The 26016-nt window shown below is 67.4% G+C and carries 27 protein-coding genes; 12 read left to right on the forward strand and 15 right to left on the reverse strand.

All coding sequences use genetic code 11. The features are described 5' to 3' along the window. Positions 1-263 precede the first annotated feature (263 nt). A complete protein-coding gene (gene htpG, locus AC5P7F_RS11335; RefSeq protein WP_046429950.1) occupies positions 264-2153 on the forward strand; it encodes a molecular chaperone HtpG in 1890 nt (629 codons plus the stop codon). A gap of 216 nt (positions 2154-2369) precedes the next feature. On the opposite strand, the gene AC5P7F_RS11340 is transcribed toward htpG, so the two are convergent. Further along, positions 2370-2669, reverse strand: a complete 300-nt coding sequence (locus AC5P7F_RS11340; protein WP_014646771.1) for a hypothetical protein — start codon at positions 2667-2669, stop codon at positions 2370-2372. Between the two features lie 129 nt (positions 2670-2798). On the opposite strand from AC5P7F_RS11340, the gene ftsY reads away from it, so the two are divergent. The 3 genes from ftsY (at position 2799) to AC5P7F_RS11355 (ending at position 5612) form a co-directional block, all read left to right on the forward strand. Further along, complete coding sequence (gene ftsY, locus AC5P7F_RS11345; protein ID WP_164077409.1) at positions 2799-4130, forward strand: signal recognition particle-docking protein FtsY; 1332 nt, start codon at positions 2799-2801, stop codon at positions 4128-4130. Positions 4131-4212: 82 nt separating this feature from the next. Further along, positions 4213-5337: an A/G-specific adenine glycosylase gene (mutY, locus tag AC5P7F_RS11350; protein ID WP_164077408.1), complete on the forward strand. Its 1125-nt coding sequence runs from the start codon at positions 4213-4215 to the stop codon at positions 5335-5337. Between the two features lie 5 nt (positions 5338-5342). Next, positions 5343-5612, forward strand: coding sequence for an oxidative damage protection protein (locus AC5P7F_RS11355; protein ID WP_049442323.1), 270 nt, complete (start codon positions 5343-5345; stop codon positions 5610-5612). 74 nt (positions 5613-5686) lie between these two features. Here AC5P7F_RS11355 and AC5P7F_RS11360 read toward each other — a convergent pair whose 3' ends face one another. The 10 genes from AC5P7F_RS11360 to AC5P7F_RS11405 form a co-directional block, all read right to left on the reverse strand. After that, positions 5687-6136, reverse strand: coding sequence for a DUF6491 family protein (locus tag AC5P7F_RS11360; protein ID WP_032958624.1), 450 nt, complete (start codon positions 6134-6136; stop codon positions 5687-5689). A gap of 107 nt (positions 6137-6243) precedes the next feature. Beyond that, entirely contained in the window at positions 6244-6957 is a 714-nt protein-coding gene (lolD, locus tag AC5P7F_RS11365; RefSeq protein ID WP_049407617.1) for a lipoprotein-releasing ABC transporter ATP-binding protein LolD, read from the reverse strand. Beyond that, positions 6950-8191: a lipoprotein-releasing ABC transporter permease subunit gene (locus AC5P7F_RS11370; RefSeq protein WP_032958619.1), complete on the reverse strand. Its 1242-nt coding sequence runs from the start codon at positions 8189-8191 to the stop codon at positions 6950-6952. Before AC5P7F_RS11370 ends, lolD begins: the two co-directional genes overlap by 8 nt. A 23-nt stretch (positions 8192-8214) precedes the next feature. Beyond that, the gene (locus AC5P7F_RS11375; protein ID WP_041863309.1) at positions 8215-8664 is read right to left on the reverse strand and encodes a hypothetical protein; all 450 of its coding nucleotides are present in this window, start codon (positions 8662-8664) and stop codon (positions 8215-8217) included. Beyond that, positions 8615-8863 (reverse strand): FAD assembly factor SdhE, encoded by a 249-nt coding sequence (locus AC5P7F_RS11380; RefSeq protein ID WP_005409080.1) that lies wholly within the window; start codon positions 8861-8863, stop codon positions 8615-8617. Before AC5P7F_RS11380 ends, AC5P7F_RS11375 begins: the two co-directional genes overlap by 50 nt. Before the next feature lie 75 nt (positions 8864-8938). Next, positions 8939-9724: a succinate dehydrogenase iron-sulfur subunit gene (locus AC5P7F_RS11385; RefSeq protein ID WP_005409079.1), complete on the reverse strand. Its 786-nt coding sequence runs from the start codon at positions 9722-9724 to the stop codon at positions 8939-8941. A gap of 66 nt (positions 9725-9790) precedes the next feature. Next, positions 9791-11581 carry a succinate dehydrogenase flavoprotein subunit gene (gene sdhA, locus AC5P7F_RS11390; RefSeq protein ID WP_014646765.1) on the reverse strand — a complete coding sequence of 597 codons (1791 nt, stop codon included), beginning with the start codon at positions 11579-11581 and terminating at the stop codon, positions 9791-9793. Between the two features lie 31 nt (positions 11582-11612). Beyond that, positions 11613-11999, reverse strand: coding sequence for a succinate dehydrogenase, hydrophobic membrane anchor protein (sdhD, locus tag AC5P7F_RS11395; protein ID WP_005409077.1), 387 nt, complete (start codon positions 11997-11999; stop codon positions 11613-11615). Next, on the reverse strand, positions 11996-12388 hold the full coding sequence (sdhC, locus tag AC5P7F_RS11400; protein ID WP_024958620.1) for a succinate dehydrogenase, cytochrome b556 subunit: 393 nt from the start codon (positions 12386-12388) through the stop codon (positions 11996-11998). Before sdhC ends, sdhD begins: the two co-directional genes overlap by 4 nt. Before the next feature lie 56 nt (positions 12389-12444). Beyond that, positions 12445-12615 (reverse strand): DUF1674 domain-containing protein, encoded by a 171-nt coding sequence (locus AC5P7F_RS11405; protein WP_080342731.1) that lies wholly within the window; start codon positions 12613-12615, stop codon positions 12445-12447. 39 nt (positions 12616-12654) lie between these two features. Here AC5P7F_RS11405 and ygfZ point away from each other — a divergent pair, with 39 nt between their 5' ends. Further along, a complete protein-coding gene (gene ygfZ, locus AC5P7F_RS11410) occupies positions 12655-13530 on the forward strand; it encodes a CAF17-like 4Fe-4S cluster assembly/insertion protein YgfZ (protein WP_032958610.1) in 876 nt (291 codons plus the stop codon). A gap of 103 nt (positions 13531-13633) precedes the next feature. Here ygfZ and AC5P7F_RS11415 read toward each other — a convergent pair whose 3' ends face one another. Next, the gene (locus tag AC5P7F_RS11415) at positions 13634-14716 is read right to left on the reverse strand and encodes an ABC transporter ATP-binding protein (RefSeq protein ID WP_014646762.1); all 1083 of its coding nucleotides are present in this window, start codon (positions 14714-14716) and stop codon (positions 13634-13636) included. A 352-nt stretch (positions 14717-15068) separates the two neighbouring features. On the opposite strand from AC5P7F_RS11415, the gene zwf reads away from it, so the two are divergent. The 5 genes from zwf to AC5P7F_RS11440 all read left to right on the forward strand — a co-directional run bounded on the left by zwf (position 15069) and on the right by AC5P7F_RS11440 (position 20982). Further along, on the forward strand, positions 15069-16505 hold the full coding sequence (zwf, locus tag AC5P7F_RS11420; protein WP_014646761.1) for a glucose-6-phosphate dehydrogenase: 1437 nt from the start codon (positions 15069-15071) through the stop codon (positions 16503-16505). After that, a complete protein-coding gene (glk, locus tag AC5P7F_RS11425; protein ID WP_014646760.1) occupies positions 16502-17509 on the forward strand; it encodes a glucokinase in 1008 nt (335 codons plus the stop codon). Before zwf ends, glk begins: the two co-directional genes overlap by 4 nt. Beyond that, the gene (gene pgl / locus AC5P7F_RS11430; RefSeq protein WP_014646759.1) at positions 17506-18231 is read left to right on the forward strand and encodes a 6-phosphogluconolactonase; all 726 of its coding nucleotides are present in this window, start codon (positions 17506-17508) and stop codon (positions 18229-18231) included. Before glk ends, pgl begins: the two co-directional genes overlap by 4 nt. A 58-nt stretch (positions 18232-18289) precedes the next feature. Then, complete coding sequence (gene edd, locus AC5P7F_RS11435) at positions 18290-20206, forward strand: phosphogluconate dehydratase (RefSeq protein ID WP_032958604.1); 1917 nt, start codon at positions 18290-18292, stop codon at positions 20204-20206. A gap of 116 nt (positions 20207-20322) precedes the next feature. Continuing rightward, positions 20323-20982, forward strand: a complete 660-nt coding sequence (locus AC5P7F_RS11440) for a bifunctional 4-hydroxy-2-oxoglutarate aldolase/2-dehydro-3-deoxy-phosphogluconate aldolase (protein WP_014646757.1) — start codon at positions 20323-20325, stop codon at positions 20980-20982. A gap of 159 nt (positions 20983-21141) precedes the next feature. On the opposite strand, the gene AC5P7F_RS11445 is transcribed toward AC5P7F_RS11440, so the two are convergent. The 3 genes from AC5P7F_RS11445 to ispG all read right to left on the reverse strand — a co-directional run bounded on the left by AC5P7F_RS11445 (position 21142) and on the right by ispG (position 23986). Further along, on the reverse strand, positions 21142-21789 hold the full coding sequence (locus AC5P7F_RS11445; RefSeq protein WP_005416124.1) for a response regulator: 648 nt from the start codon (positions 21787-21789) through the stop codon (positions 21142-21144). Between the two features lie 201 nt (positions 21790-21990). Further along, complete coding sequence (locus AC5P7F_RS11450; RefSeq protein ID WP_032958602.1) at positions 21991-22740, reverse strand: phosphatase PAP2 family protein; 750 nt, start codon at positions 22738-22740, stop codon at positions 21991-21993. Continuing rightward, positions 22721-23986, reverse strand: coding sequence for a flavodoxin-dependent (E)-4-hydroxy-3-methylbut-2-enyl-diphosphate synthase (gene ispG, locus AC5P7F_RS11455; protein ID WP_041863307.1), 1266 nt, complete (start codon positions 23984-23986; stop codon positions 22721-22723). Before ispG ends, AC5P7F_RS11450 begins: the two co-directional genes overlap by 20 nt. Before the next feature lie 114 nt (positions 23987-24100). Between ispG and AC5P7F_RS11460 the strand changes: the two genes are divergently transcribed. Together AC5P7F_RS11460 and AC5P7F_RS11465 are read left to right on the forward strand one after the other, a co-directional pair. After that, complete coding sequence (locus AC5P7F_RS11460; protein ID WP_164077406.1) at positions 24101-25327, forward strand: ATP-binding protein; 1227 nt, start codon at positions 24101-24103, stop codon at positions 25325-25327. Next, complete coding sequence (locus AC5P7F_RS11465) at positions 25324-25893, forward strand: response regulator (protein WP_164077405.1); 570 nt, start codon at positions 25324-25326, stop codon at positions 25891-25893. Before AC5P7F_RS11460 ends, AC5P7F_RS11465 begins: the two co-directional genes overlap by 4 nt. Positions 25894-26016: the final 123 nt, after the last annotated feature.

Raw genomic sequence — 26016 nt, forward strand, 5'->3', positions numbered from 1 at the left:
GCTTCGCAAGCGCCCGAACGCACAGCCGCCAGCGGCTGGGCCGGCCCCCGGAGGGGGGGTTACGGCGTGTCCTGCCAACCCACACCGCCCCGCCATCCCACGGATAGCCCGCTGTTGCTGTTGCTGTTGCTGTTGCTGTTGCTTCGGCCTCTGCAGGTGCCGGGCGCCGCCCGGCCGACCAACCCCTTGATTTCGGGACAATCAGCCATACCCCTTGGCGAGGCCGCACGCGCTGGCGCGGCATTGCACATGGAGCCCTATCGATGACCGAGACCACCCAGACCGAAACCCTTGGCTTCCAGACCGAAGTCAAGCAGCTGCTGCAGCTGATGATCCACTCGCTGTACTCCAACAAGGAGATCTTCCTGCGCGAGCTGGTCTCCAACGCCGCCGACGCCGCCGACAAGCTGCGCTTCGAGGCCCTGACCCAGCCGGCCCTGCTGGAAGGCGACAGCGAACTGCGCGTGCGCGTCAGCTTCGACCCCGCCGCCCACACCATCACCATCGAAGACAACGGCATCGGCATGAGTCGCGCCGAGGCGATTGCCCATCTCGGCACGATCGCCAAGTCCGGCACCGGCGATTTCCTGCGCCAGCTGTCCGGCGACCAGAAGAAGGATTCGCAGCTGATCGGCCAGTTCGGCGTCGGCTTCTACAGCGCCTTCATCGTTGCCGACGAGGTCGAAGTGACCTCGCGCCGCGCCGGCCTGGCCGCAGGTGAAGGCGTGCGCTGGACCTCGCGCGGCGAAGGCGATTTCAACGTCGCCACTGTCGACAAGGCCGAGCGCGGCACCCGCATCGTCCTGCATCTGAAGGATGGCGAGCACGACTTCGCCGACGGCTGGCGCCTGCGCAGCATCCTCAAGAAGTACTCGGACCACATCGGCCTGCCGATCCAGATGCCGAAGGAAGGCGAGGAAGGCGCCACCGTCGAGTGGGAGACCGTCAACCGCGCCAGCGCGCTGTGGACCCGTCCGCGCACCGAGATCGGCGACGCCGAGTACACCGAGTTCTACAAGCACGTGGCGCACGACCACAGCGATCCGCTGGCGTGGAGCCACAACAAGGTCGAAGGCAAGCTGGAGTACACCTCGCTGCTTTACGTGCCCGGCCGCGCGCCGTTCGACCTGTACCACCGCGATGCGCCCAAGGGCCTGAAGCTCTATGTGCAGCGCGTGTTCGTGATGGACCAGGCCGAGCAGTTCCTGCCGCTGTACCTGCGCTTCATCAAGGGCGTGGTCGACTCCAACGACCTGTCGCTGAACGTCTCGCGCGAGATCCTGCAGTCCGGCCCGGTCATCGATTCGATGAAGGCAGCGCTGACCAAACGCTCGCTGGACATGCTGGACAAGCTGGCCGCCGACAAGCCGGAACAATACGCCACGTTCTGGAAGGAATTCGGCCAGGTGCTGAAGGAAGGCCCGGCCGAGGACTACAACAACCGCGAGAAGGTGGCCGGGCTGCTGCGCTTCGCCTCCACCCGCGGCGACAGCGATGCGCAGACGGTGTCGCTGGCCGATTACCTCGGCCGCATGACCGAAGGCCAGGACAAGATCTACTACCTGACCGGCGAGAGCTACAGCCAGGTGCGCAACAGCCCCCACCTGGAAGTGTTCCGCAAGAAGGGCGTGGAAGTGCTGCTGCTGACCGACCGCATCGACGAGTGGCTGATGGGCTACCTGACCGATTTCGACGGCAAGGGCTTCGTCGACATCGCTCGTGGCGATCTCGACCTGGGCGCGCTGGAAACCGAAGCGGACAAGCAGGAACAGGAAGCCGCGGCGAAGGACAAGCAGGGCCTGGTCGAGCGCCTGAAGACCGTGCTGGGCGATGACGTGGCCGAAGTGCGCGTGTCACACCGCCTGACCGATTCGCCGGCGGTGCTGGCCATCGGCGAACAGGACCTGGGCCTGCAGATGCGCCAGATCCTGGAAGCCAGCGGGCAGAAGGTGCCGGACAGCAAGCCGGTGCTGGAAATCAACCCGGGCCACCCACTGATTGCCAAGCTGGATGCCGAAGCCGATGGCGCGCGTTTCGACGACCTCGGCCGGGTGCTGTTCGACCAGGCCGCGCTGGCCGCCGGTGACAGCCTGAAGGACCCGGGTGCCTACGTGGCGCGGCTGAACAAGCTGCTGCTGGAGCTGTCGGCCTGATCGACAGGGTGGTCGCCGGGCATGGCCCGGCTTACCCGGCGGTGCTCTGGTAGAGGCCGACCTTGGTTGGCGCCCCAAAAGCGTGCCAACCAAGGTTGGCACCTACCGGGGCGGATCGAGCGTGCCAACCAAGGTTGGCAGCTACCGGCGCGGGTGGAGAGTGCCAACCAAGGTTGGCACCCACCAGGGGCGGCGGTTGGCGCCTGCCGAAGGGGTTCAGGCGTCGCGATCCAGCAGCGAACCCAGCATCTGGTCCTGGCGGCGGATCACCGCGGCATTGGCGGCGAAGGCCACCACCTCGGCTTTCGCGGCCAGCAGGTCACCCAGCGGCGCGCCGGCATCGGCGCCGACGGGAATCACAGCGGCCTGCACCCCACCCTGCCCGGCAGCACTGCGCTGCAGCTGCAGGCGCTGGGCATCCGGGGTCGCCAGGTTGGCCACGTTGTGCGCAGCCACCTGCACGCCCTGCTGGGACGCACGCATCCCGCCGAGGGCAATTCCCATCACGTTGTCCATGGCGGTCTCCGAGCCGCACGACGCAGCCCTCCGGACCGGTTAACGGCCGGCGGGCCGCGACCTTGAGTCCACATCGGCCCGACAGGCCCGAGTGGTAGCATATCCCCCTGATTTCAGCGCCTTTTGCCAATGCTCAGTTTTTTCCGCCGCAAGAAGCCCCAGGATGCCCCCGCAGCGGAGGCACCCAAGACCCAGCACTACTCGGCTGAAGAGCTGGCGGCGGCGTTCCCGTCGGCCGCGCCGGTCGAGGACAAAGAGCCAGCACCGGTAGCCGTACCGGCCGCGCCTGCGCCGGCCGAGCCGCCGCCGGCAGCCGTCGTTCCGGTCGCTTTCGAGCCCACCCCGGTGGTTCCGGCTCCGGTGGTTCCGGCTCCGGTCGTTCCCGCTCCGAGCGCTCCGCAATCGGCCGCCCGGATCGACGTCGCCCCGGTGGCGGCCCCGGCCATCGAACCGGCACCCGCACCACTGCCTCAGCCCACCCCGGCACCGGTCACCGACGACCTGCCTGCCGCCGCCTCGATCGATGGCGTTCCGGCGCCTGCCGGCAAGCCCGGCTGGCGCGAACGCCTGCGCAACAGCGTCATCGCGCGCAGCTTCGGTGGACTGTTCTCGCGCAACCCCAAGCTCGACGACGATCTGCTGGACGAACTGGAAACCGCACTGATCACCGCCGACGTCGGCGTGGGCGCCACCACCGATCTGGTCGAGGGCCTGCGCAAGCGCATGAAGTCGCGCGAGTTCGCCGACGCCAATGCGCTGCTGGCCGCGTTGCGCGCCGAGCTGATCGCGATCCTGCAGCCGGTGGCCAAGCCGCTGGTGATCGATCGCAACGCCAAGCCCTTCGTGGTGCTCACCGTCGGCGTCAACGGCGTCGGCAAGACCACCACCATCGGCAAGCTGGCCAAGCGCTTCAAGGACGACGGCCACAGCCTGATGCTGGCTGCCGGCGATACCTTCCGCGCCGCCGCCGTGGCCCAGCTGCAGGCCTGGGGCGAGCGCAACGGCGTAGCCGTGGTCGCGCAGGGGCAGAACGCCGATGCCGCTTCGGTGGCGTTCGACGCGCTGCAGGCCGGCAAGGCCCGCGGCACCTCGGTGCTGATCGCCGATACCGCCGGCCGCCTGCATACCCAGTCCGGCCTGATGAACGAGCTGGGCAAGATCCGCCGCGTGCTCGGCAAGATCGACCCCACCGCCCCGCACGAAGTGCTGATGGTGATCGACGGCACCACCGGCCAGAACGCGCTGTCGCAGTTGCGCCAGTTCAATGCCGCAGTGAACGTGACCGGCCTGGTGGTGACCAAGCTGGACGGCACTGCCAAGGGCGGCGTGGTGTTCGCGCTGGCCCGCGAGTTCGGCATCCCGATCCGCTTTGCCGGTATCGGTGAGCGCCCGGAAGACCTGCGCGTGTTCGATCCGGAAGCGTTCGTCGACGCCCTGCTGCCCGAAGCGCTGGGCGCCTGATACACCGCGCAGCCACGCATGGCGTGGCTCTACCGCAGCCTGGTAGAGCCACCCCACGGGTGGCTGCCTCTCTGGAACTCCAATGCCCCGCCAGCCGCACGCCAGCGCCGAAACTGCAGAACGGGACGGTTTCGTCGCCCGCCTGCTGCACTGGTTCGACGACCATGGTCGCCACGACCTGCCCTGGCAGCACCCACGCAGCCCCTATCGGGTCTGGCTGTCGGAAATCATGCTGCAGCAGACCCAGGTAGCCACGGTGATCCCGTACTTCCAGCGGTTCCTGCAGCATTTCCCGACGCTGCCCGACCTCGCCGCCGCCAGCAATGACGCGGTGATGGCGCAGTGGGCCGGGCTCGGCTACTACGCCCGCGCACGCAACCTGCATGCCGCCGCGAAGCGCTGCGTGGAACTGCACGACGGCGACCTGCCGCGCGATTTCGATGCCTTGCATGCCCTGCCCGGCATCGGCCGCAGCACCGCAGGTGCGATCCTCAGCCAGGCCTGGAACGGTCCGTTCGCGATCCTCGATGGCAACGTCAAGCGCGTGCTCAGCCGTTACCACGGCATCGACGGCTTTCCCGGCCTGCCGGCCATCGAGAAACAGTTGTGGTCGATTGCCGAGGCGCACGTGGCGCAGGTGCCGGCCGGGCGAATGGCTGATTACACCCAGGCGCAGATGGACCTGGGTGCGACGGTGTGCAGCCGCGCCAAGCCAGCCTGCGTGATCTGCCCGCTGCAGGACGCGTGCGTGGCGCGCCGCGAAGGCCGTACCGCCGAACTGCCCACGCCCAAGCCCAGCAAGACCCTGCCCGAGCGCGAAGCCGTGGCCCTGCTGCTGCGCGATGCCCAGCAGCGCGTGCTGCTGCAGAAGCGGCCGGACACCGGCATCTGGGCGCAGCTGTGGACGCTGCCGCAGGCCGATGCCGGCAGCGTACTGCAGGACTGGTTCGACGCGCACGTCGAAGGTTCGCTGGAAGACGCCGAGGAGCTGCCCGTGCTGCAGCACACCTTCAGCCATTACAAGCTGCACCTGCAGGTACTGTCGCGGCAGGTGCACGGCCTGCGCGTGGAAGAACCCACGCTGCGCTGGGTCGCCACCGACGAACTGCCCGCGCTGGGCCTGCCGGCCCCCATCCGCAAGCTGCTCGATGGCGCCACGGTCAAGGCGCCGAAACGAACGCCCAAGAAACCCCGCAACCACGAGTGAGTACCATGTCCCGAACCGTCTTCTGCCAGTACGAACAACGCGATGCCGAGGGCCTGGACTTCGTGCCCTACCCCGGCGAACTGGGCCAGCGCATCTTCAGCAACATCGGCAAGCAGGCCTGGGCCGCGTGGCTTGCGCACCAGACCATGCTGATCAACGAAAACCGCCTGTCGCCGCGCACCCCGGAGCATCGCGCATTCCTTGAGGGCGAACTGGTCAAGTTCCTGTTCGAGAAGGACGCGGAAAAGCCTGCCGGCTTCACCCCGGAAGCCTGACCCACAGGTAGTGCCGGCCGCTGGCCGGCATCGCGCAGATGCCAGGTTGCCGGCCAGCGGCCGGCACTACCGCGCTATTTCGTATTTTCCTCGCGCTCCTGCACCTGCGCCTGGCGCAGCTCCTGCTCGGAGGCACGCAGTGCCTTCACGTCCAGCTTGCGGATGCTGTTGATGAAGCACGGCATGCGCGGGCCACCGGTCGGGTCGCGCACCAGCACCTTGTCGAAACGCGATGACACGCGGCCCATGCTGCTGGTCAACCCGATGGCGGTGGCGTACGACAGGTCCGGGCACGGACCACTCAGTTCCAGCAGGTAAGCCTCGCTCGGCCGGGTCCACACCGCCAGCGCGCTGTCACCCAGTTCGGTCCAGCCATTGAGGCTGCCGAAGAACTGCATGTCGTTCTGCGGCGCGCCGGCGTGGGCGCGGTACAGATCCAGTTTCTCGGTACTGCTGAGCCGGCCGGTGGTCGCGCAGGCGGCCAGCGCCAGGCAGAGTCCGGCGATCAGGATCGGGGTCTTCATGGCGATCTCCTCGGGGAACCTGCTGCGATCATGCGCCGGCCGATGTGCGGCCGGCGCGATGGCAGGTAAACCCGTTCAGGCGCCGGGAGGCGGCCGTTGCCGGCCGCTCAGACGTCGGCGTGGGCCAGTGCGTGCAGGCGCCCTTCGCGCAGCTCCAGCACCCGGTCCAGGCGCCGCGCCAGGCTGCGGTCGTGGGTAACCAGCACCAGGCTGGTATGACGCGCACGGTTGAGTTCCAGCATCAGCTCGAACACGGTGCCCGCGGTGCGGTCATCCAGGTTGCCGGTCGGCTCGTCACCGAGCACGCAGGCCGGATGATTGACCAGCGCACGTGCCACCGCGGCACGTTGGCGTTCGCCGCCGGACAGCTCGCCCGGCTTGTGGTCCAGGCGATGTCCGAGGCCGACCGCTTCCAGCAGCGTGGTGGCCCGGCTGCTCGCTTCGGCCACGGCAGTGCCGGCCAGCAGCACCGGCATCATCACGTTTTCCAGCGCGGTGAATTCCGGCAACAGGTGGTGGAACTGGTAGACGAAGCCCAGCGCCTGGTTGCGCAGCAGGCCGCGCGCGGTATCCGACAGCGCCGACATGCGCTGGCCCGTGACGTACACCTCGCCTGCGGTCGGAACATCCAGCCCGCCCAGCAGGTGCAGCAGCGTGCTCTTGCCGGCACCGGAGGCACCGATGATCGCCACCGTCTCGCCGGCGGTCACGGTCAGGTCCAGTCCATCGAACACCGGGGTCTGCATGCGCCCTTCGGCGTAGGTCTTGCCCAGTGCTTCGGCGCGGATCACCTCATCGCCGCGGTTGAAGACCTTATTCATAACGCAGGGCCTCCGCCGGCTGGGTGCGTGCTGCCCGCCAGGCGGGATACAGGGTGGCCAGGAAGCTCATCAGCAGCGCGACCACGGTGATCGCCACCACGTCGCCGGTCTGCATGTCGGTCGGCAGGCCGGTGATGTAGTACACATCCTCCGGCAGCAGCTTGACGTTGAACACGCTCTCGATGGCACCGAGGATGCGTTCCAGGTTGAGGGTCAGGGTGATGCCGCCGATCAGGCCGGCCAGCGTGCCGAAGATGCCGATCAGCGAACCCTGCACCATGAACACCTGCATCACCCCGCCCGGGGTCAGGCCGAGGGTGCGCAGGATGGCGATGTCGGCCTGCTTGTCGGTCACCAACATCACCTGCGAGGACACCAGGTTGAACGCACCCATGGCGATGATCAGCGACAGCAGGATGCCCATCACCACCTTCTCCATGCGCAGCGAGTGGTAGAGGTTGGCGTTCTGCTGGGTCCAGTCACTTACCCGGTACGCACCACCCAGGCTCTGCGCCAGGTCCACGCCCACTTCCAGCGAGCGGTCCATGTCGTGCAGTTTCAGCCGCACGCCGGTGGCGCCGTCGCTGCGCAGCACGCGCTCCAGGTCCTGCATGTTGGCGAAGCCGACGCCCCGGTCGACCTCGTTGTAGCCGGCCTCGAAGATGCCGCTGACGGTGAAGCGTTTCATCCGCGGCACGGCACCGGCAGGCGTGCCCTGCACTTCGGCGAAGGTCACCAGCACCTGGTCACCGACGTCGACGCCGAGCCAGATCGCCAGTTCCTTGCCCAGCAGCAGGTTGAAGCTGCCCGGCGTCAGGCTGGCATAGCTGCCCTTGGTGACCTTCTTGTCGATCACCGATACCTTCGGCTCCAGCGCCGGATCGATGCCCTGGATGATCGCACCCTGCACGCGCGGGCCGCTGATCATCGACTGGATCTCGATGTACGGCGCGGCACCGGCCACGCGCGGATCCTTGCGGGCCACGTCGACCACGCGCATCCAGTCCGGCATCGGCTCGCCGTCGCGGCTGATGGTGGTGTGCGCGGTCATCTGCAGCAGGCGGCTGCGGATTTCCTTCTGGAATCCGCTCATCACCGCCAACGTGGTGATCAGCACCGTAACGCCGAGCGCGATGCCCAGGATCGATGCCATCGAGATGAAGGAGATGAAGCCGTTGCGGCGCTTGGCGCGCAGGTAGCGCAGGCCAATGGCCACGGGAATGGGTTTGAACATGCAGGCACGCCGGTCAATTCAGCTTATGGTGCCATCGTCCGGGGCTGACGGGAAACGGCGCGTGCGGCTACGGCCAGTCGCAGTTCACGTCGCTGCCCGGAATCGAGCACATCCGGCCAGAACAGCAGGCGCTGGCGGCGCCGATCCTCACGCCACAGCAACAACAGCCATGGGCCACGCACCACCAGCCGTGGCGTATCAACGTCCTGCCCGGCCACCTGCAGTGGCTCGGGAAGCGGCGGCAGAAGCACCTGCACGCGCGGCCTGCGCTGGCGCCAGGCCAGTTCGGCCAGGCCCGTGCACCAGGCCAGCACCACTGCGGGCATCAGCAGCCGTGAAGGCAGATCCGATGCGCGCAGCAGCCACGGCGCAGCCAGCAGCACCGCCAACTGGGCGGCGGCCTGCAGCCGCGAGGGGCGCCACTCAAGGCTTGAGGGCGAGGATCTTCTGCATGAGGGGGATCGCGTGCGCATGCGGGCAGGCCTCGTAGCCCATGAACCAGCGCCACAACTTATCGTCCTCGCAGTCGAGCAGGAACAGGAAAACCTCGCGCTCTTCGGTCGGCGCAGTGCTCCACTCGTGGTCCAGGTAGCGGCCGAACAGCTGGTCCAGCTCACGCATGCCGCGGCGGCAGCGCCAGCGCAGCTTCTTCAGCAGAACATCTTCTTCCATCGTGTTTCTCCAGATACAGCAAAGCCACGCATGGCGTGGCTCTACTGGGGTCATGCAACTACCCTGCGCCGTGTATCAGGCGCGGCGTTCCATCATCAGCTTCTTGATCTCGGCGATCGCCAGTGCCGGGTTCAGGCCCTTCGGGCAGGTCCGGGCGCAGTTCATGATGGTGTGGCAGCGGTACAGCTTGAACGGATCTTCCAGATCGTCCAGGCGCGCACCGGTGTCCTCATCGCGCGAGTCGATGATCCAGCGGTAGGCCTGCAGCAGGATCGCCGGGCCCAGGTAACGCTCGCCGTTCCACCAGTAGCTCGGGCAGCTGGTCGAGCAGCAGGCGCACAGGATGCACTCGTACAGGCCGTCCAGCTTCTTGCGGTCTTCCGGCGACTGCAGGCGCTCGCGGTCCGGCGGTGCCGGGGTCTGGGTGCGGATCCACGGCTTGATCGACGCGTACTGCGCGTAGAAGTGGGTCAGGTCCGGAACCAGGTCCTTGACCACGTTCATGTGCGGCAGCGGGTAGATCGGCACTTCCTTCTTGCCGCAGTCCGAGATGGCTCGGGTGCAGGCCAGGGTGTTGGTGCCGTCGATGTTCATGGCGCACGAACCACAGATACCTTCGCGGCACGAGCGGCGGAAGGTCAGGGTCGGGTCGATCTCGTTCTTGATCTTGATCAGGGCGTCCAGGACCATCGGGCCACAGGCGTCCAGATCGACTTCATAGGTATCGGTGCGCGGGTTGCTGTCGTCGTCAGGACTCCAGCGGTAGATCTTGAAGGTGCGCACGTTCTTGCCGCCGTTCTTGACGGGGAAGTGCTTGCCCTTCGTGATCTTGGAATTCTTGGGGAGTGAAAACTCGGCCATGGCTGCTCTCGTTGGCTCAGGCGGCCCGCGCCCGTGGGCGCGGATTGCATGGTAGGCGGGGTCGGATCAGTACACGCGCGGCTTCGGCGGCACCACGGACACGTCGTCGGTCAACGTGTACATGTGCACCGGACGGTAGTCGAAGCTGCACTTGCCCTTCTCGTCGACGCTGACCAGGGTGTGCTTCTGCCAGTTGACGTCGTCGCGGTCCGGGAAGTCCTCGTGCGCATGCGCGCCGCGGCTTTCCTTGCGCTGTTCGGCCGAGTTGATCGTCGCCACCGCATTGAGCAGCAGGTTGTTCAGCTCGTAGGTCTCGATCAGGTCCGAGTTCCACACCAGCGAACGGTCGGAGACCTTCACGTCCTGGAACGAGTCGAAGATCTTGTCCATCTTCTCGCAGCCTTCCTTCAGCGTCTGGCTGGTGCGGAAGACCGCCGCGTCGGCCTGCATGGTGCGCTGCATGCGATCGCGGATGACCGAGGTCGGGGTATCGCCGTTGGCGTGGCGCAGCTTGTCCAGCAGGCCCAGCGCCTTGTCGCAGGCATCGGCCGGCAGCGGCTTGTGCGCAGCGCCCGGCTTGATGGTCTCGGCACAGCGGTTGGCCACGGCACGGCCGAACACCACCAGGTCCAGCAGCGAGTTCGAGCCCAGGCGGTTGGCGCCGTGCACGGACACGCAGGCCGCTTCGCCGATGGCGTACAGGCCCGGCACTACCGCGTTGTCGTTGTCGCCGACCTTCTGCACCACTTCGCCGTGGTAATTGGTCGGGATGCCGCCCATGTTGTAGTGCACGGTCGGGATGACCGGAATCGGCTGCTTGTGCACGTCGACGCCGGCGAAGATGCGGGCGCTCTCGGCGATGCCCGGCAGCTTCTCGTCGATCACGCCCGGGCCGAGGTGGGTCAGGTCGAGCAGGATGTGGTCCTTGTGCTCGCCGACGCCGCGGCCTTCGCGGATCTCGATGGTCATCGAACGGCTGACCACGTCGCGCGAGGCCAGGTCCTTGTAGTGCGGCGCGTAACGCTCCATGAAGCGCTCGCCGCTGCTGTTGCGCAGGATGCCACCTTCACCGCGGACACCCTCGGTGATCAGGCAGCCGGCGCCGTAGATGCCGGTCGGGTGGAACTGCACGAACTCCATGTCCTGCATGGCGATGCCGGCACGCATGGCCAGGCCGCCACCGTCGCCGGTGCAGGTGTGCGCCGAGGTGGCGCTGAAGTAGGCACGGCCGTAGCCGCCGGTGGCCAGTACCACGCCCTGGGCGCGGAACAGGTGCAGGGTGCCGTCGGACATGTCCAGGGCCAGCACGCCGCGGCAGGCGCCTTCCTCGTCGAAGATCAGGTCGAGCGCGAAGTACTCGATCATGAAGCGCGCGTCGTGCTTCAGCGACTGCTGGTACAGCGTGTGCAGCATCGCGTGGCCGGTACGGTCGGCCGCCGCGCAGGTACGCTGCGCCGCCGGGCCTTCGCCATACTTGGTGGTCATGCCACCGAACGGACGCTGGTAGATCTTGCCTTCGGCGGTGCGCGAGAACGGCACGCCGTAATGTTCGAGCTCGATGATGGCCGGGATGGCCTCACGGCACATGTACTCGATGGCGTCCTGGTCGCCCAGCCAGTCCGACCCCTTGATGGTGTCGAAGAAGTGGTAGCGCCAGTCGTCCTCGCCCATGTTGCCGAGCGCGGCCGAGATACCGCCCTGGGCGGCAACGGTGTGAGAACGGGTCGGGAAGACCTTGGTCAGGCACACGGTCTGCAGGCCCTTGGCGGCCAGGCCGAACGTGGCGCGCAGGCCGGCACCGCCGGCGCCGACCACGACCATGTCGTACTTGTGTTCGGTGATCTTGTAAGCGGACATCTAATCTGGATTCCTGTGTAGGTGCCTGGGCTCAGGCAACGCCGAGGGCGATGCGGCCCACCGCAAACACACTGACGATCATGCCGAGCACGGCGACGAACTTCACCGCGGTCTGCAGCACCAGGGCCAGCAGCGATTCGTGGATGTAGTCTTCCAGCACGACCTGCATGCCGAGCTGCGCGTGCCAGAACATGGCGATCAGCAGGCCGATCAGCGGCACCGCGTTCCACGGCTTGGCCACGGCGGCGGCGGCGGTGGCGTAGTCCGAGCCCAGCAGGCCCAGCACGAAGACCAGGAACCAGATGCCCAGCACCACCAGTGCGGCGGCGGTCAGGCGCTGGTGCACGAAGTGCTCGGTGCCGGTCTTGGCCGAGCCAAGGCCGCGCACGTTCTTCAACGGGGTACGGAACTTGCTCACGCGGCACCTCCGAACATCACATAGGCCCACACCAGCAGGGTGATCACCAAGCTGCCGATGACCGACAGCCAGCTGCTGCGGATGAAGGCGGGGATGCTGAAGCCGATGGCGAAGTCCTGCACGACGTGGCGGATGCCATTGCACAGGTGATAGGCGAACGACCATGTCCACGCGAACAGGAACACGCGGCCATACCAGGCCCCGGCATGGCCGGTGAAGCAGTTCCAGGACTCGGGCCCCATCATCAGGGCCAGCAGGCCGGCGGCGATGATGAGGGCACCAACAGACAGAAAGACGCCAGTGGCTCGATGCAGGATCGAGGTGGCCATCTGAATCTGCCAGCGATACACCTGAAGGTGCGGGGAAAGTGGGCGTTGTCTGGTCGCCATTCGCTGGGCTCGTTGTCTCGGCTGGGCGGCACACGGCCGCGTTGGCTCAATGCTGATCAGAAATCGATGCAGCGTCCGTTTTTCTCCCAATCGCCATACCGCACCGGATCAAGTCCGCCGCGGCCGCCGAATTCTTCCGCTTTTTCCTGTTCCACGGGCACGGGTGCCACGGGGACCAGCGGGGCTTCAGATTCGTCGTCGGGAGTGGGGGTTGTTTGGCCTATCATGTTCGGTCTCGCAACGCACAAATTTTAGACCTCGTTCACGTGCCTGACAACCTGCCCCCTGCTTTCGTCGGATATCCTCGCCTGCCCGGCCACCAGCTGCTGAGCCTGCAGGGCCCGGATGCGGCTGTCTTTGCCCACGCCCAGTTCAGCAGCGATGTCACCGCCCTGCCCCTGCAGCACTGGCAGTGGAGTGCCTGGCTGAGCGCCAAGGGCCGCACCCTGGCGGTGTTCCAGCTGCTTCGGCTGGCCGAAGACCACGTGATGCTGGTGCTGGCTGACGGCGATGCCGATGCGATTGCGTCGCAACTGCAGCGCTTCGTGTTCCGCCGCAAGGTGAAGGTGCAGGTGCGCAGCGATCTGGCGGCGGCTGGCGCGTTCACCGCGCCCGAGGCCGCCAGCGGCGCGGCGATTGCGCAGACCGCAGGCGACGGCTGGGAGCTGGACCTGGGCAGCGATGCCCTGCCGCGCACCCTGCGCGTTGGCAGCGCCGACGCGTTCGCGGCCGGCAATGAAGCCGATGAGGCCGCTTTCGCCCTGGCCTGGCGCCAGGCCGACCTGCGCTACGGCCTGCCGCGGCTGGAAGAAGGCCAGCGCGAAGTGTGGACCCCCCAACAGCTGGGCCTGGACCGCCTGAACGGCTACAGCGTGAAGAAGGGCTGCTATCCCGGCCAGGAAATCGTCGCCCGCACCCACTTCCTCGGCAAGGCCAAGCGTGCGGTGCAGTTGCTGCATACCGCAGCACCGGCACAGGCCGGCGATGGCGTGCAGCAGGATGGCGCGGGGCTGGGCACGATTGCCAGCGTGGCCGGCGACCTGGCACTGGCGGTACTGCCACTGGAGGCCAGCGACGCTGATCTGCAGGTGGGCGATGCCATTGCGCAGCGCGTGCCGTTGCTGGATGGCCTGGCCCGCTGAAGCAGGCGGGGACCTGCACGGGTGGGTGCAGGAATGGTAGTGCCGGCCGCTGGCCGGCAACCATGCAGGGTTGAGGTTGCCGGCCAGCGCCCGGCACTACCCCTTACAGGCGCGCGCCGGTTTCCGGGTTGAAGAAATGCAGGCCCTGCGGATGGATCGCCACGCGGATCTGCTCGCCCACCTCGGGCAGCGCCTGCGGCGCCACGCGCATGGTCAGCGCGTGCTGGCCACTGCTCAGGTTGACGAAGATCTCGTTACCGACCGGTTCGATGCCTTCAATGCGTGCGACGAACGCATGCGCATCGTCGGCGGCCGCCGGCTGCAGGTGCTCCGGACGCACGCCCACCGCGATCGGCTTCTGCAGCCAGGCCGGATCGATGGTGGCCTGGCCCAGCGGTGCACGCCACTCACCATCGACCACGGTCACGCCACCGGCATCGCCCTGCAGCGTACCGCGCAGCACGTTCATCGCCGGGCTGCCGAGGAAGCCGGCCACGAACAGGTTGGCGGGGCGATCGTACAGCGCCATCGGCGTATCGATCTGCTGGATGACGCCATCCTTCAGCACCACGATGCGCTGGCCCAGGGTCATCGCTTCGACCTGGTCGTGCGTCACGTAGATCATGGTGGTACCCAGCTTGCGGTGCAGCTGCGCGATCTCGGTACGCACGCTGTGGCGCAGCTTGGCATCCAGGTTGGACAGCGGTTCGTCGAGCAGGAACACCGCCGGCTCGCGCACCAGCGCACGGCCCAGCGCGACACGCTGGCGCTGGCCACCGGACATCGCCTTGGGCAGCTTGTCCATCATCTCGGTCAGGCCCAGCGTCTGCGCCGCCTCGGCGATGCGCTTGTCGATGGTCGCCTTGTCGTGACCGCGCAGCTTCAGGCCAAAGGCCAGGTTCTCGGCCACGGTCATGTGCGGGTACAGCGCATAACTCTGGAACACCATCGCGATGTCGCGATCCTTCGGCGCCACGTCGTTGACCACGCGATCACCGATGGTCAGCGTGCCGCCGCTGATCTCCTCCAGGCCAGCCACCATCCGCAGCAGGGTCGACTTGCCACAGCCGGACGGGCCGACCAGCACCATCAGCTCGCCATCGGCGACCTCGAAGCTGGCGTCCTTCACCGCGACCTGGCCGTTGTCATAGACCTTGCGCACACCCTGCAACTGCACTTTTGCCATATCACCTATCCGGTCCGCCCGAAGCCGGGCTGTCTTTTGGGACTGCCTCGGCCCTCCCGATGGCAGTGATGATTGCGCGCTTGCCGCATGACGGCGAGCACTGCAATCGAATACAGTTGCCCATTCTGCCATGTAAACGTTTTCACGTGGCACTATCCGATGATCGGTGCGCACCGATCTGCGTCGGCGGTTGAACGAAGGTTCCGCCGAGGCAGTGGTTTCGAATGGAACGGTCTTCCGGCACCCCGGAGAACGCCCCTGACGAACCTCGGACAGGCAGTTGCGCGGATGTCCCCCGAACCCAGCCATGAAGCGATTGACAACGATGTCACCCGGATCTGAAACTCGAGCGATGCACGACACCCTCTTCCTGTTCGGTGCCACAGGTGATCTGGCCCAGCGCTACCTGTTCCCTTCGCTGCTTCGCCTGCTTGGCGACGGCCTGCTGCCGGAGGACTTCCGCATCCGTGCGCTGGCCCTGTCCGGGCATGACACCGAAGCCTTCCATGACATCCTGCGGCCGCGCCTGCAGCAGGCCATGCCGATGGCCACGCAGGACGACATCAGCGCCCTGCTGCGTCGCATCGACTACCGCTCTGTGGACCTGCGCGACGTCGACTCGGTTGCCGCCGCGGTCGCCGACCTCGTGCACCGCAAGTGCGTCAGCTACCTCGCCATCCCGCCGGGCCTGTACATCTCCACCTGCGAAGGCCTGGCCAAGGGCGGCGCCCTCGCCGCGCCGGCACGCCTGATGCTGGAAAAGCCGATCGGCAGCGACAGCGAGAGCGCCGAGGAAATCATCAGCACCATCGGCCAGTGGATCGACGAGGACCGCGTGTTCCGCCTCGACCACTACCTGGGCAAGGCCGCGGTGCAGAACCTGATCGCACTGCGCTTCGGCAACACGCTGCTGGAAGCGGTGTGGAACCGCAACTACATCGAATCGGTGCACATCCTGGTGGCCGAAAGCGAAGGCGTGGATGGCCGCGATGCCTATTACGCCCGCTCCGGCGCGCTGCGCGACATGGTGCAGAGCCACATCCTGCAGCTGCTGTGCATGGTGGCGATGGAACCGCCGGCATCGCTGGAAGCCGATCGCATCCGCGACGAGAAGGTCAAGGTGCTGCGCGCCCTGCGCCCGCTCGATGCCCGGCACGCCGCGCGTGACAGCATCCGTGGCCGCTACACCGCCGGCACCATCAATGGCCAGCCGGCACAGGCCTACCAGCCGCCGGAAGGCAGCGACGTGGAAACCTTCGCCGGTGTCACCGCGCATATCGACAACTGGCGCTGGAGCGGCGTGCCGTTCCACCTGGTCACCGGCAAGCGCCTGCCCGAGCGCACCACCCGCGTGGTGGTCACGCTGAAGCCGGTCACCCACTGGCTGTTCGAGCGCCCGCAGCGCGCGCAGGCCGCACCGAACCGCCTGGTGTTCCAGCTGCAGCCGCAGGAAAACATCGAACTGGGCCTGATGAGCAGCCTGGCAGGCCCGGAATGGGGCGCGCTGGAGCTGCATCCGCTGGAGCTGGAACTGTCGGTGCCGACCGGCCTGCACCGCCGTATCGCTTACGAACGCTTGTTCCTGGATGCCTTCAACGGCAACCACACGCTGTTCGTGCGCGATGACGAAGTGCGTGCGGCCTGGGCCTGGATCGACAGCGTCGCCGACGCCTGGAAGGACGCCAAGCTGCCGCTGGAGCCCTACCCCGCCGGCCAATGGGGCCCGGGCAATGCGGGCGGGTTCCTGCCGCAGGACCTGGACGCGCCCGACAGCGGAGCGTCGGCATGAGTGCCAGCTCGCAGCCAGTGCTGGTCGCCGACATCGGTGGCACCAACGCGCGCTTCGCCCTGGCCGACACCTCGCTGGACGCACCGCTGCAGAAGGACAGCATCCGCGAGTACGCGGTGGCGGAGTTCCCGTCGCTGGGTGATGCCGCGCGCCACCATCTGGAACAGATCGGCGCCACGGCAAGCCGCGGCGTGTTCGCCGTGGCCGGTCGCGTGGATGGTGACGAAGCACGCATCACCAACCATCCGTGGGTGATCTCGCGCAGCCGCACCGCTGCCATGCTCGGGTTCGACGAACTGCACCTGATCAACGACTTCGCCGCGCAGGCGATGGCGATTTCGCTGCTTCAGCCCGATGACGTGGTCCAGGTCGGCGGGGCTGCCTGGGTACCGGGCAAGCCCGGCCAGCCACGCAACTACGCGGTGATCGGGCCCGGTACCGGTCTCGGCGTCGGCGGCCTGATCATGCGCCACGGCCGTTGCTATCCGCTGGAAACCGAAGGCGGCCATGTCAGCTTCCCGCCGGGAACCCCGGAAGAGATCCGCATCCTGGAGATCCTGTCCGAGCAGTTCGGCCGCGTCTCCAACGAGCGCCTGATCTGCGGCCCCGGCCTGGTCAACATCCATCGCGCCGTGTGCGAGATGGCCGGCATCGATCCGGGCCAGCTGCAGCCGGTGGACGTGACCGCCCGCGCCCTGCACGGCGATCCGCAGGCGATGCGCACCGTGGATGTGTTCTGCGCCGTGTTCGGCGCCATTGCTGGCGATCTGGTGCTGACCCAGGGCGCCTGGGACGGCGTGTTCCTGACCGGCGGGCTGACCCCGAAGATGCTCGATTCGCTGCAGCACTCCGGTTTCCGCCAGCGCTTCGAGCACAAGGGCCGGTTCTCTTCCATCATGGCGCGCGTGCCCTCGTTGGCGGTGATGCATCCCCACGCCGGACTGCTGGGCGCCGCCGCCTATGCCGCCGACGCCGAACGTGACGCACCTGGAGTTGCCGCATGAGCCCCACCACCTTCCACGACGACCGCATCGAGTTCATCAACCATGGCGATGCCGATGGCTGGATCGAAGCCGTTGCCGCCGAGATGGCGCACACCCTCAACCACGACATCAACGAAGTGGGCCGCGCCCGCATCCTGCTGTCTGGCGGCACTACACCGGCGCCGGTCTACCAGGCGCTGGCCGAGTTGGACGTGCACTGGGACCGGGTGGAAGTGAGCCTGGCCGACGAGCGCTGGCTGTCGCCGCAGGATCGCGACAGCAATGCCTGGCTGGTGCGCGAGCACCTGCTGAAACGCGCCGAGGGTGCGCATTTCGATCCACTGGTGCGGATCGGCAAGCCCCTGCCCGAATGCGTGTACACCGCCAACCTGCAGGCACAGCACAGCCAGCCGCCGAGCCTGGTGGCACTGGGCATGGGCAACGACGGCCACACCGCCTCGCTGTTCCCGGGCTCGAAGGACCTCGCCCGCGCACTGGAAAGCACCCTGCCCTATGCCGCGCTGGATGCCACCGGCTGCCCGGGTGCGAACCAGTGGCCGCTGCGCATCACGCTGACCCCGCATGGGCTGCGCCAGTGCCGACAGCGCCTGCTGCTGCTGCGCGGCAAGCAGAAGCTGCAGGTGCTGCGCCAAGCGTTGGACAGCAACGACGCCCAGCAGTATCCGATCCTCAACGCGATCAACCTGGAAGGCGCGCGCCTGCGCGTCCACTGGGCTGATTGATGTCGGCGGCGGTGCCCTGCCGCCGCTTGCCTCTCGCCACCTTGAACGCCGGTAGCCAATGAGCCTCCATCCGCAATTGCAAGCCATCACTGAGCGTGTCATCCGCCGCAGCGCCGCCTCGCGTGCCGCCTACCTGGCCGCGATCGACGCCTCCCTGCGCGAAGGCCCGTTCCGCAGCCGCCTGAGCTGCGGCAACCTCGCCCATGGATTCGCCGCCTGTGGCGGTACCGACAAGAGCCGCCTGCGGGGCGGCGTGACGCCGAACCTGGGCATCATCACCGCCTACAACGACATGTTGTCGGCGCACCAGCCGTTCGAGACCTATCCCGAGCAGATCCGCGAGATCGCCCGCGAGCTGGGTGCTACGGCACAGGTGGCCGGCGGCGTGCCGGCGATGTGCGACGGCGTCACCCAGGGCCGCGGCGGCATGGAACTGTCGCTGTTCTCGCGCGATGTGATCGCCCAGGCCACTGCGATCGGCCTCAGCCATGACATGTTCGATACCACCGTCTACCTCGGCGTGTGCGACAAGATCGTGCCGGGCCTGCTGATCGGCGCGCTGGCCTTCGGCCACCTGCCGGCGGTGTTCGTGCCGGCTGGCCCGATGACCCCGGGCATCCCGAACAAGCAGAAGGCGGAAGTGCGCGAGCGCTATGCCGCCGGCGAAGCCACCCGCGAAGAGCTGCTGGAAGCCGAGTCCGCCTCGTACCACGGCGCCGGCACCTGCACCTTCTACGGCACCGCCAATTCCAACCAGGTGCTGCTGGAAGCGATGGGCGTGCAGCTGCCGGGCGCATCGTTCGTCAATCCGGGCACGCCGCTGCGCGACGCCCTCACCCGCGAAGCCACCGAACGTGCACTGGACATCACCGCGCTCGGCGACGACTTCCGTCCGCTGGGCCGGATCATCGATGAGCGCGCGATCATCAACGCGGTCATCGCGCTGATGGCCACCGGCGGTTCGACCAACCACACCATCCACTGGATCGCAGTGGCGCGTGCCGCCGGCATCGTGCTGACCTGGGACGACTTCGACGAACTGTCGCAGCTGATTCCGCTGCTGGCCCGCGTCTATCCGAACGGCGAGGCCGACGTGAACCGTTTCGCGGCCGCTGGCGGACCGGCCTTCGTGTTCGGCGAGCTGATCAGGGCGGGCCTGATGCACGGTGACCTGGTCAGCGTGGCGCGCGGCGGCATGGCCGACTACGCGCGCGAGCCGCAGCTGCGCGACGGCCAGCTGGTCTACCTGCCGGGCCTGCAACACAGCGCCGATGACGAAGTGGTGCGTGGCGTCGACAATCCGTTCGAGCACCAGGGCGGCCTGCGCCTGCTGCGCGGCAACCTGGGCAAGTCGCTGATCAAGCTGTCGGCGGTGAAGCCGCAGTACCGCACGATCGAAGCACCGGCCGTGGTTGTCGATGCGCCGCAGGTGCTGAACAAGCTGCATGCCGGCGGCCTGCTGCCCGAGCACTTCGTGGCGGTGGTGCGTTACCAGGGCCCGCGTGCCAACGGCATGCCGGAACTGCATTCGCTGGCGCCGCTGCTGGGGCTGCTGCAGAACCAGGGCCGGCGCGTGGCACTGGTCACCGACGGCCGCCTGTCCGGCGCCTCGGGCAAGATTCCGGCGGCGATCCATGTGACGCCGGAAGCGGCACGCGGTGGTCCGCTGGCCAAGGTCCGCGAAGGCGACATGATCCGCCTCGATGGTGAGGCCGGCACGCTGGAAGTGCTGGTGGACGCGGCCGAGTGGGCCGCGCGTCCGCTGGCCCCGAACACGGCGCCTGCCGCGCATGACCTGGGCCGCAACCTGTTCGCGATCAACCGACGCGTGGTGGGGCCGGCCGATCAGGGTGCGATTTCGATTTCGTGCGGGCCGGCGGCGGCCGATGGCGGGCCGTGGGAATACGACGCGGAGTACGAGCTGGGGCACGATGCCGCAGCGGCGGCGGCGCCGCATGAGGCAAAAGACGCCTGAAGCGAAAAGCCGCGGCAGGCTTCCCGGCCTGGGCAGTAGAGCGCCCTGGACAATTCCCGGCGCGTCATTTGCGCTGCGGCCACTGAATCAAGAAGAGCAAAGGCAAGGGCAAAAGCATGGGTATCGAACAACATCAGGTGAAGGCGGCGGAGCTGTTGCGTGCGGCGGGCATCCTGCCGGTGGTGACGATTCATACGCTGGACCAGGCGCGTGCGGTCAGTGCGGCGTTGCTGGAAGGTGGCCTGCCGGCGATCGAGTTGACGCTGCGTACGCCAGTGGCGATGGAAGCATTGGCGATGCTCAAGCGCGAGCTGCCGGACGTGGTGGTGGGCGCCGGCACGGTGCTGACCGTGGAGCAGATGCAGCAGTCGATCGATGCGGGCGCGGACTTCCTGGTGACCCCGGGTACGCCACCGGCGCTGGCCGATGCGCTGGCGGCGGCACCGCTGCCGGTAGTGCCGGGTGCGGCCACGCCGACCGAACTGCTGTCGCTGTATGCGCGCGGCTTCCGCGTGTGCAAGCTGTTCCCTGCCACCGCCGTGGGGGGGCTGGCGATGATCAAGGGTCTGGCCGGCCCGGTTGCCGACCTCAAGCTGTGCCCGACCGGCGGCATCACCGAAAACACCGCCGCCGAGTACCTCGAGCAGAAGAACGTGGTCTGCATCGGCGGTTCGTGGATGGTGCCGGGCAGCTGGATCGCCGACGGTCAGTGGGACAAGGTGCGCGCCAGCGCCGCCGACGCCGCGAAGATCATCAAGCGCGTACGCGGCCACTGAGCCCGACACAGCTGTAGAGCCGAGCCCACGCTCGGCTCCGCGCCCGCAGGCCGGAAAGCAGCCGAGCATAGGCTCGGCTCTACATTTCCTCTATCGGCAGTGACGGCGCACGGAACCTGTCGGTGGCCCTGCGGAGGGCTCAGCCGTTGGCCGAATCCCTTACAGCGGCCGTGCCGGATCCACCAGCCCGTACTGGCTGGCCATGCGCGCCAGCGCGATGTTGTCGTGGATCCCCATCTTCTCGAACAGCCGCGCCTTGTGCGTGTTCACTGTCTTCGCGCTCAGGCTCAGGCGCCGCGCGATGTCTTCCTGGCGCAGGCCCTGGGTCAGCAGCAACGCCACTTCCAGCTCGCGCGGCGACAGGCTGTCGAATGGAGAGCCGTTGCCTTCAACGGTCGACAAGGCCAGGTTCTGCGCGATGCTGGTGCCCAGGTAGCGACGGCCCATGGCCACATCGCGCACCGCACGCAGCAGCTCCTGTGCATCGCAGCCCTTGCCGATGTAGCCCGCAGCCCCGGCTTCCAGCAAGCGCTTCGGCAGCGGCCCGTCTTCCAGCACCGACACGATCACCACGCGGGTGTTGCGATGGCTGCGGACGATGCGCTCGGTCACCTCCATGCCACTCACGCCGGGCAGGTGCAGGTCGCACAGCACCACGTCCGGCAGCAACTGGCGGACGTCGCGCAGCGCATCTTCGCCGGTCTCGGCTTCGCCCACCACCTCGATGTCGGTCTCCCCCGACAGGATCATCTTCATCCCGGTGCGGACCAGTGCGTGGTCATCCACCAGGTAGACTCGAATCGTCATTCACGTACCTCTTCGAATGCGGCCATTGCAGGTCAAGCTAGGCAGGGCGCCGATACCCCTGCAAGCGCGTTCGAGATGCGACCCGGGCATTCTGCCTTGCGCATCACAGTACCGCGCGTTGTGCTTGCCCCCTGTCTTGCAGAACCTGCTGCAACGAAACAACTGATCTATTACGTAGACGCCCCGGAGGGGCCATCCACGTCAATCCCCCTGTGATGATGCTTCGCTGGCCGTCGCTGGCGGCGAATCCTGACGTCGCCAAGGATGCCGGCGACTGAACATGACCAGATAGCACCCTACCACCCAAACCAGCGCGGCACACCATCCGGCCAGGATATCGGAGGGGTAATGCACGCCCAGATAGACCCGGGAGACGCTGACCAGCAGGCTGAACGCGGGCGCCAGCAGCAGCACCGGCCAGCGCCAGCGGGTGTTCCAGGCCAGCAGCACCAGGGTCACGGCCAGGGTCATCGAGCCCATCGCGTGGCCGCTGGGAAAGCTGAACGTCGATTCCGGCGCGATCGATTCCCACAGGCTGGGGCGCTGGCGCTGGAAGAAATGCTTGCTGCCCATGTTCAGCAGCGCCGAGCCGACGAAGCTGACCGCCACGAAGGTGGCCTCACGCCAACGCCGGTAGCCCAGCAGCACGCCGATGATCAGCACGTCGGCGGGAATCAGGAACCATTCGTAGCCCAGCCTGGAAATGAGCACGAAGAAGCGGTCCAGCAGCGGTGAGTGCAGGCCATGCATCTGCCACAGCAGCGGCGCATCGAAATGGAACGATTCAAACTCGTGCACTTCGTCGGCCAGGGCGACGAAACCCGCCAACGGCAGCAGCACGCCACCGAACAGCAGCACCAGGCGCCAGGCATTGTGCGCCATCCAGTGGCGGAAACCGGAGGCGGACTCCGGCGCAGCGAGGATCGCAGGCTTATCCGGCGCTTCGGACATATTTGTGTTCGACGTAATCGTCGATCAGGGCGACGAACTCCTGGGCGATGTTCTCGCCACGCAGGGTCACCTTCTTCTCGCCATCGACGAACACGGGCGCGGCCGGGGTTTCGCCGGTGCCCGGCAGGGAAATACCGATGTTGGCGTGCCGCGACTCACCCGGCCCATTGACGATGCAGCCCATCACCGCCAGGGTCATGTTCTCCGCACCCGGATGGTGGATCTTCCACAGCGGCATCTTCTCGCGCACGTGGTTCTGCACCACCTTGGCCAGTTCCTGGAAGAACTCGGAGGTGGTGCGGCCGCAGCCCGGACAAGCCGTGACCAGCGGCGTGAAGGCACGCTGGCCGGTGGTCTGCAGCAGTTCCTGGGCGACGATCACCTCCTGTGTGCGCGACTGGCCCGGTTCCGGGGTCAGCGAGATGCGGATGGTGTCACCGATGCCTTCCTGCAGCAGCACGCCCAGCGCCGCCGACGAGGCGACGATGCCCTTGCTGCCGATACCGGCCTCGGTCAGGCCCAGGTGCAGGGCAAAATCGGAGCGCTGGGCCAGGTCGCGGTACACCGCGATCAGCTCCTGCACGCCACTGACCTTGGCCGACAGCACGATGCGATCGCGCGGCAGGCCGAGCTCCACCGCCTGCTCGGCCGAATCCAGCGCCGAACGGATCAGCGCCTCGCGCAGCACGCGACCGGCATCCCAGGGCTGCTCGCGCAGGTTGTTCTCGTCCATCAACTTCGCCGCCAGGGCCTGGTCCAGCGAGCCCCAGTTGGCACCGATGCGCACCGGCTTGTTGTAGCGGATCGCGAACTCGATCAACTGGGCGAACTGCAGGTCCTTCTTCTTGCCGAAGCCGACGTTGCCCGGGTTGATGCGGTACTTGGCCAGCGCTTCGGCACATGCCGGCTCGGCGGTCAGCAGCTGGTGGCCGTTGTAGTGGAAATCACCGATCAGCGGCACGTCGATGCCCATCATCGCCAGCTTGTCGACGATGCGCGGGATCGCCGCAGCGGCTTCCACGGTATTGACGGTCAAACGCACCATTTCCGAACCGGCCCGCCACAGCTCGGCCACCTGCTTCACGCTGGAGGCCACGTCGGACGTGTCGGTGTTGGTCATCGACTGCACCACGACCGGCTTGCCTCCGCCTACGGTGACCCCGCCGATCTGCACGGCATGGGTCTGGCGGCGGGGCCAGGAGGTGGCATCGGAGGGAGGAGTCGGGCGGGTGACGGCGTCGTGCATGGGCGCATTCTACCGCCCGCCCCCGCATTCCGGGTGACTCGCATTCAGCCGGTGGCACGGCTGCGGCCGATTGTCGCAGGCACAGCCGCCCGTGAACGCATACGATGAGCGTGAATGACCGGTCCCGACGCCCCGTTTCTCCGTACCCTGTGCAGCCTGCGCTGGCTTGCCGTAGGCGGCCAGGCCGCCACCATCCTGGTTGCCACCTGGGTGCTGGGCCTGCCGTTGCCGCAGCTGCCGCTATGGGCCGGCGTGGCGGTGCTGGCCCTGTTCAACATCTATACCCAGTTGCGTCCGGACGCGGCTGACACCGCACCGCTGACCGCGTTCGGCCACATCCTGGTGGACGTGATCATCCTGACCTGGATGGTCGGCTGGAGCGGCGGCATGGCCAACCCGTTCAGCTCGCTGTTCCTGATCCTGATCGCGCTGGCCGCGTTCGCCCTGCCCCTGCGCTGGGCACTGGCGGTCGCACTGGCCTGCCTGCTCGGCTACGCCGCCAGCGGCATCTTCGGCCAGCCATTGCCGGACGGTTATTTCCGCGCGCAGGACCTGAATCGCTGGGGCGTGGTCGCCAACTTCCTGATTTCCGCCGCGGTGGTACTGGCCTTCTCCACCCGGCTGGCGCTGGCCCTGCGGCAGCGCGAACTGGAACTGTCGGCACTGCGCGAGCGCTTCGCCCGCAACGAGGGCATCGTCGCGCTGGCCACCCATGCCGCCTCGGTGGCGCATGAACTGAACACGCCGCTGGCGACCATGACCCTGCTCGCCGACGATGTGGCCGAGCGCAGCGAAGAGCCGGAAGTGCGCGAGGACATGGAAACCCTGCGCGAGCTGCTGGTGCAGTGCCGGGAGCGCGTGCTGGCGCTGGCTGCTCCGGCCTCGGCCGACGCACCGGGCCGCAGCCATTCCAGCGCACAGCAGGTGCTGGAGCAATGGCGCCTGGTGCGGCCGACCATCGACCTGCACCGCAACGATGATGCGCCGCTGCGGCTACCGCTGGACCCGGGCGTTGGCCATCTGCTGATGGTCCTGCTCAACAACGCCGCCGATGCCGGCGAGAAAGCCGGCCGGCCACGCGTGGACCTGGACCTGCGCATCGAAGGCGACGACCTGATCGGCGAAGTCCGCGACTACGGCCATGGCTTCGACGCCCGTGCCGCCGTGCTGCCGGGCAAGCTGTTCGGCAGCAGCAAGAGCGAGGGCATGGGCGTCGGCCTGGCCCTGTCCCATGCCACCATCGAACGCCTCGACGGCGAGATGTGGATGCGGCCGGCCCAGGGGGCCGGCAGCCGCGTCGGCTTCCGCCTGCCGCTGGCCCCACGCGAGGACACCCCATGAGCCTTAACCATTCCACCCTGGGCCTGCTGGTCGACGACGACGAGCTGTACCTGCGTACCCTGCAACGCAGCCTGGCCCGCAAGGGGCTTGAAACGCAGACCGCACAGGATGCCGCCAGTGCGCTGGCGCTGGCCCGGCAGCATCCACCGGCGTTCGCGCTGATCGACCTGAAGCTGGGCAGCGATTCCGGCCTGGCACTGATCCAGCCGCTGCGCGCGCTGCGCGCGGACATGCGGATCCTGCTGGTAACTGGCTACGCCAGCATCGCCACCGCGGTGGAGGCGATCAAGCTCGGTGCAGACGATTATCTGCCCAAGCCGGCCACGGTGCCGATGATCCTGCGCGCCCTCGGCGAGGAAGACGACGGCCCGGCCGACGATGGCGAAATGGAAGTGCCCGATGCGATGACGCCGATCAGCCGCCTGCAGTGGGAACACATCCAGCAGGCGATGCACGAGACCGGCGGCAACGTGTCAGCGGCCGCGCGCCTGCTCGGCATGCACCGGCGCTCGCTGCAGCGCAAACTGGCCAAGCGGCCAAGCCCGGAGCGCGACCCGAGCCGGTGACGCGGTAGTGCCGGCCGCTGGCCGGCAACCCATCTGCTGCGGTAGTGCCGGCCGCTGGCCGGCAACCTCATGAACGATTGAAGCATCACCTGGATGCCGGCCAGCGGCCGGCACTACCAGAGC

Source organism: Stenotrophomonas sp. YJH_SMC_105-26 (genome assembly GCF_059368915.1).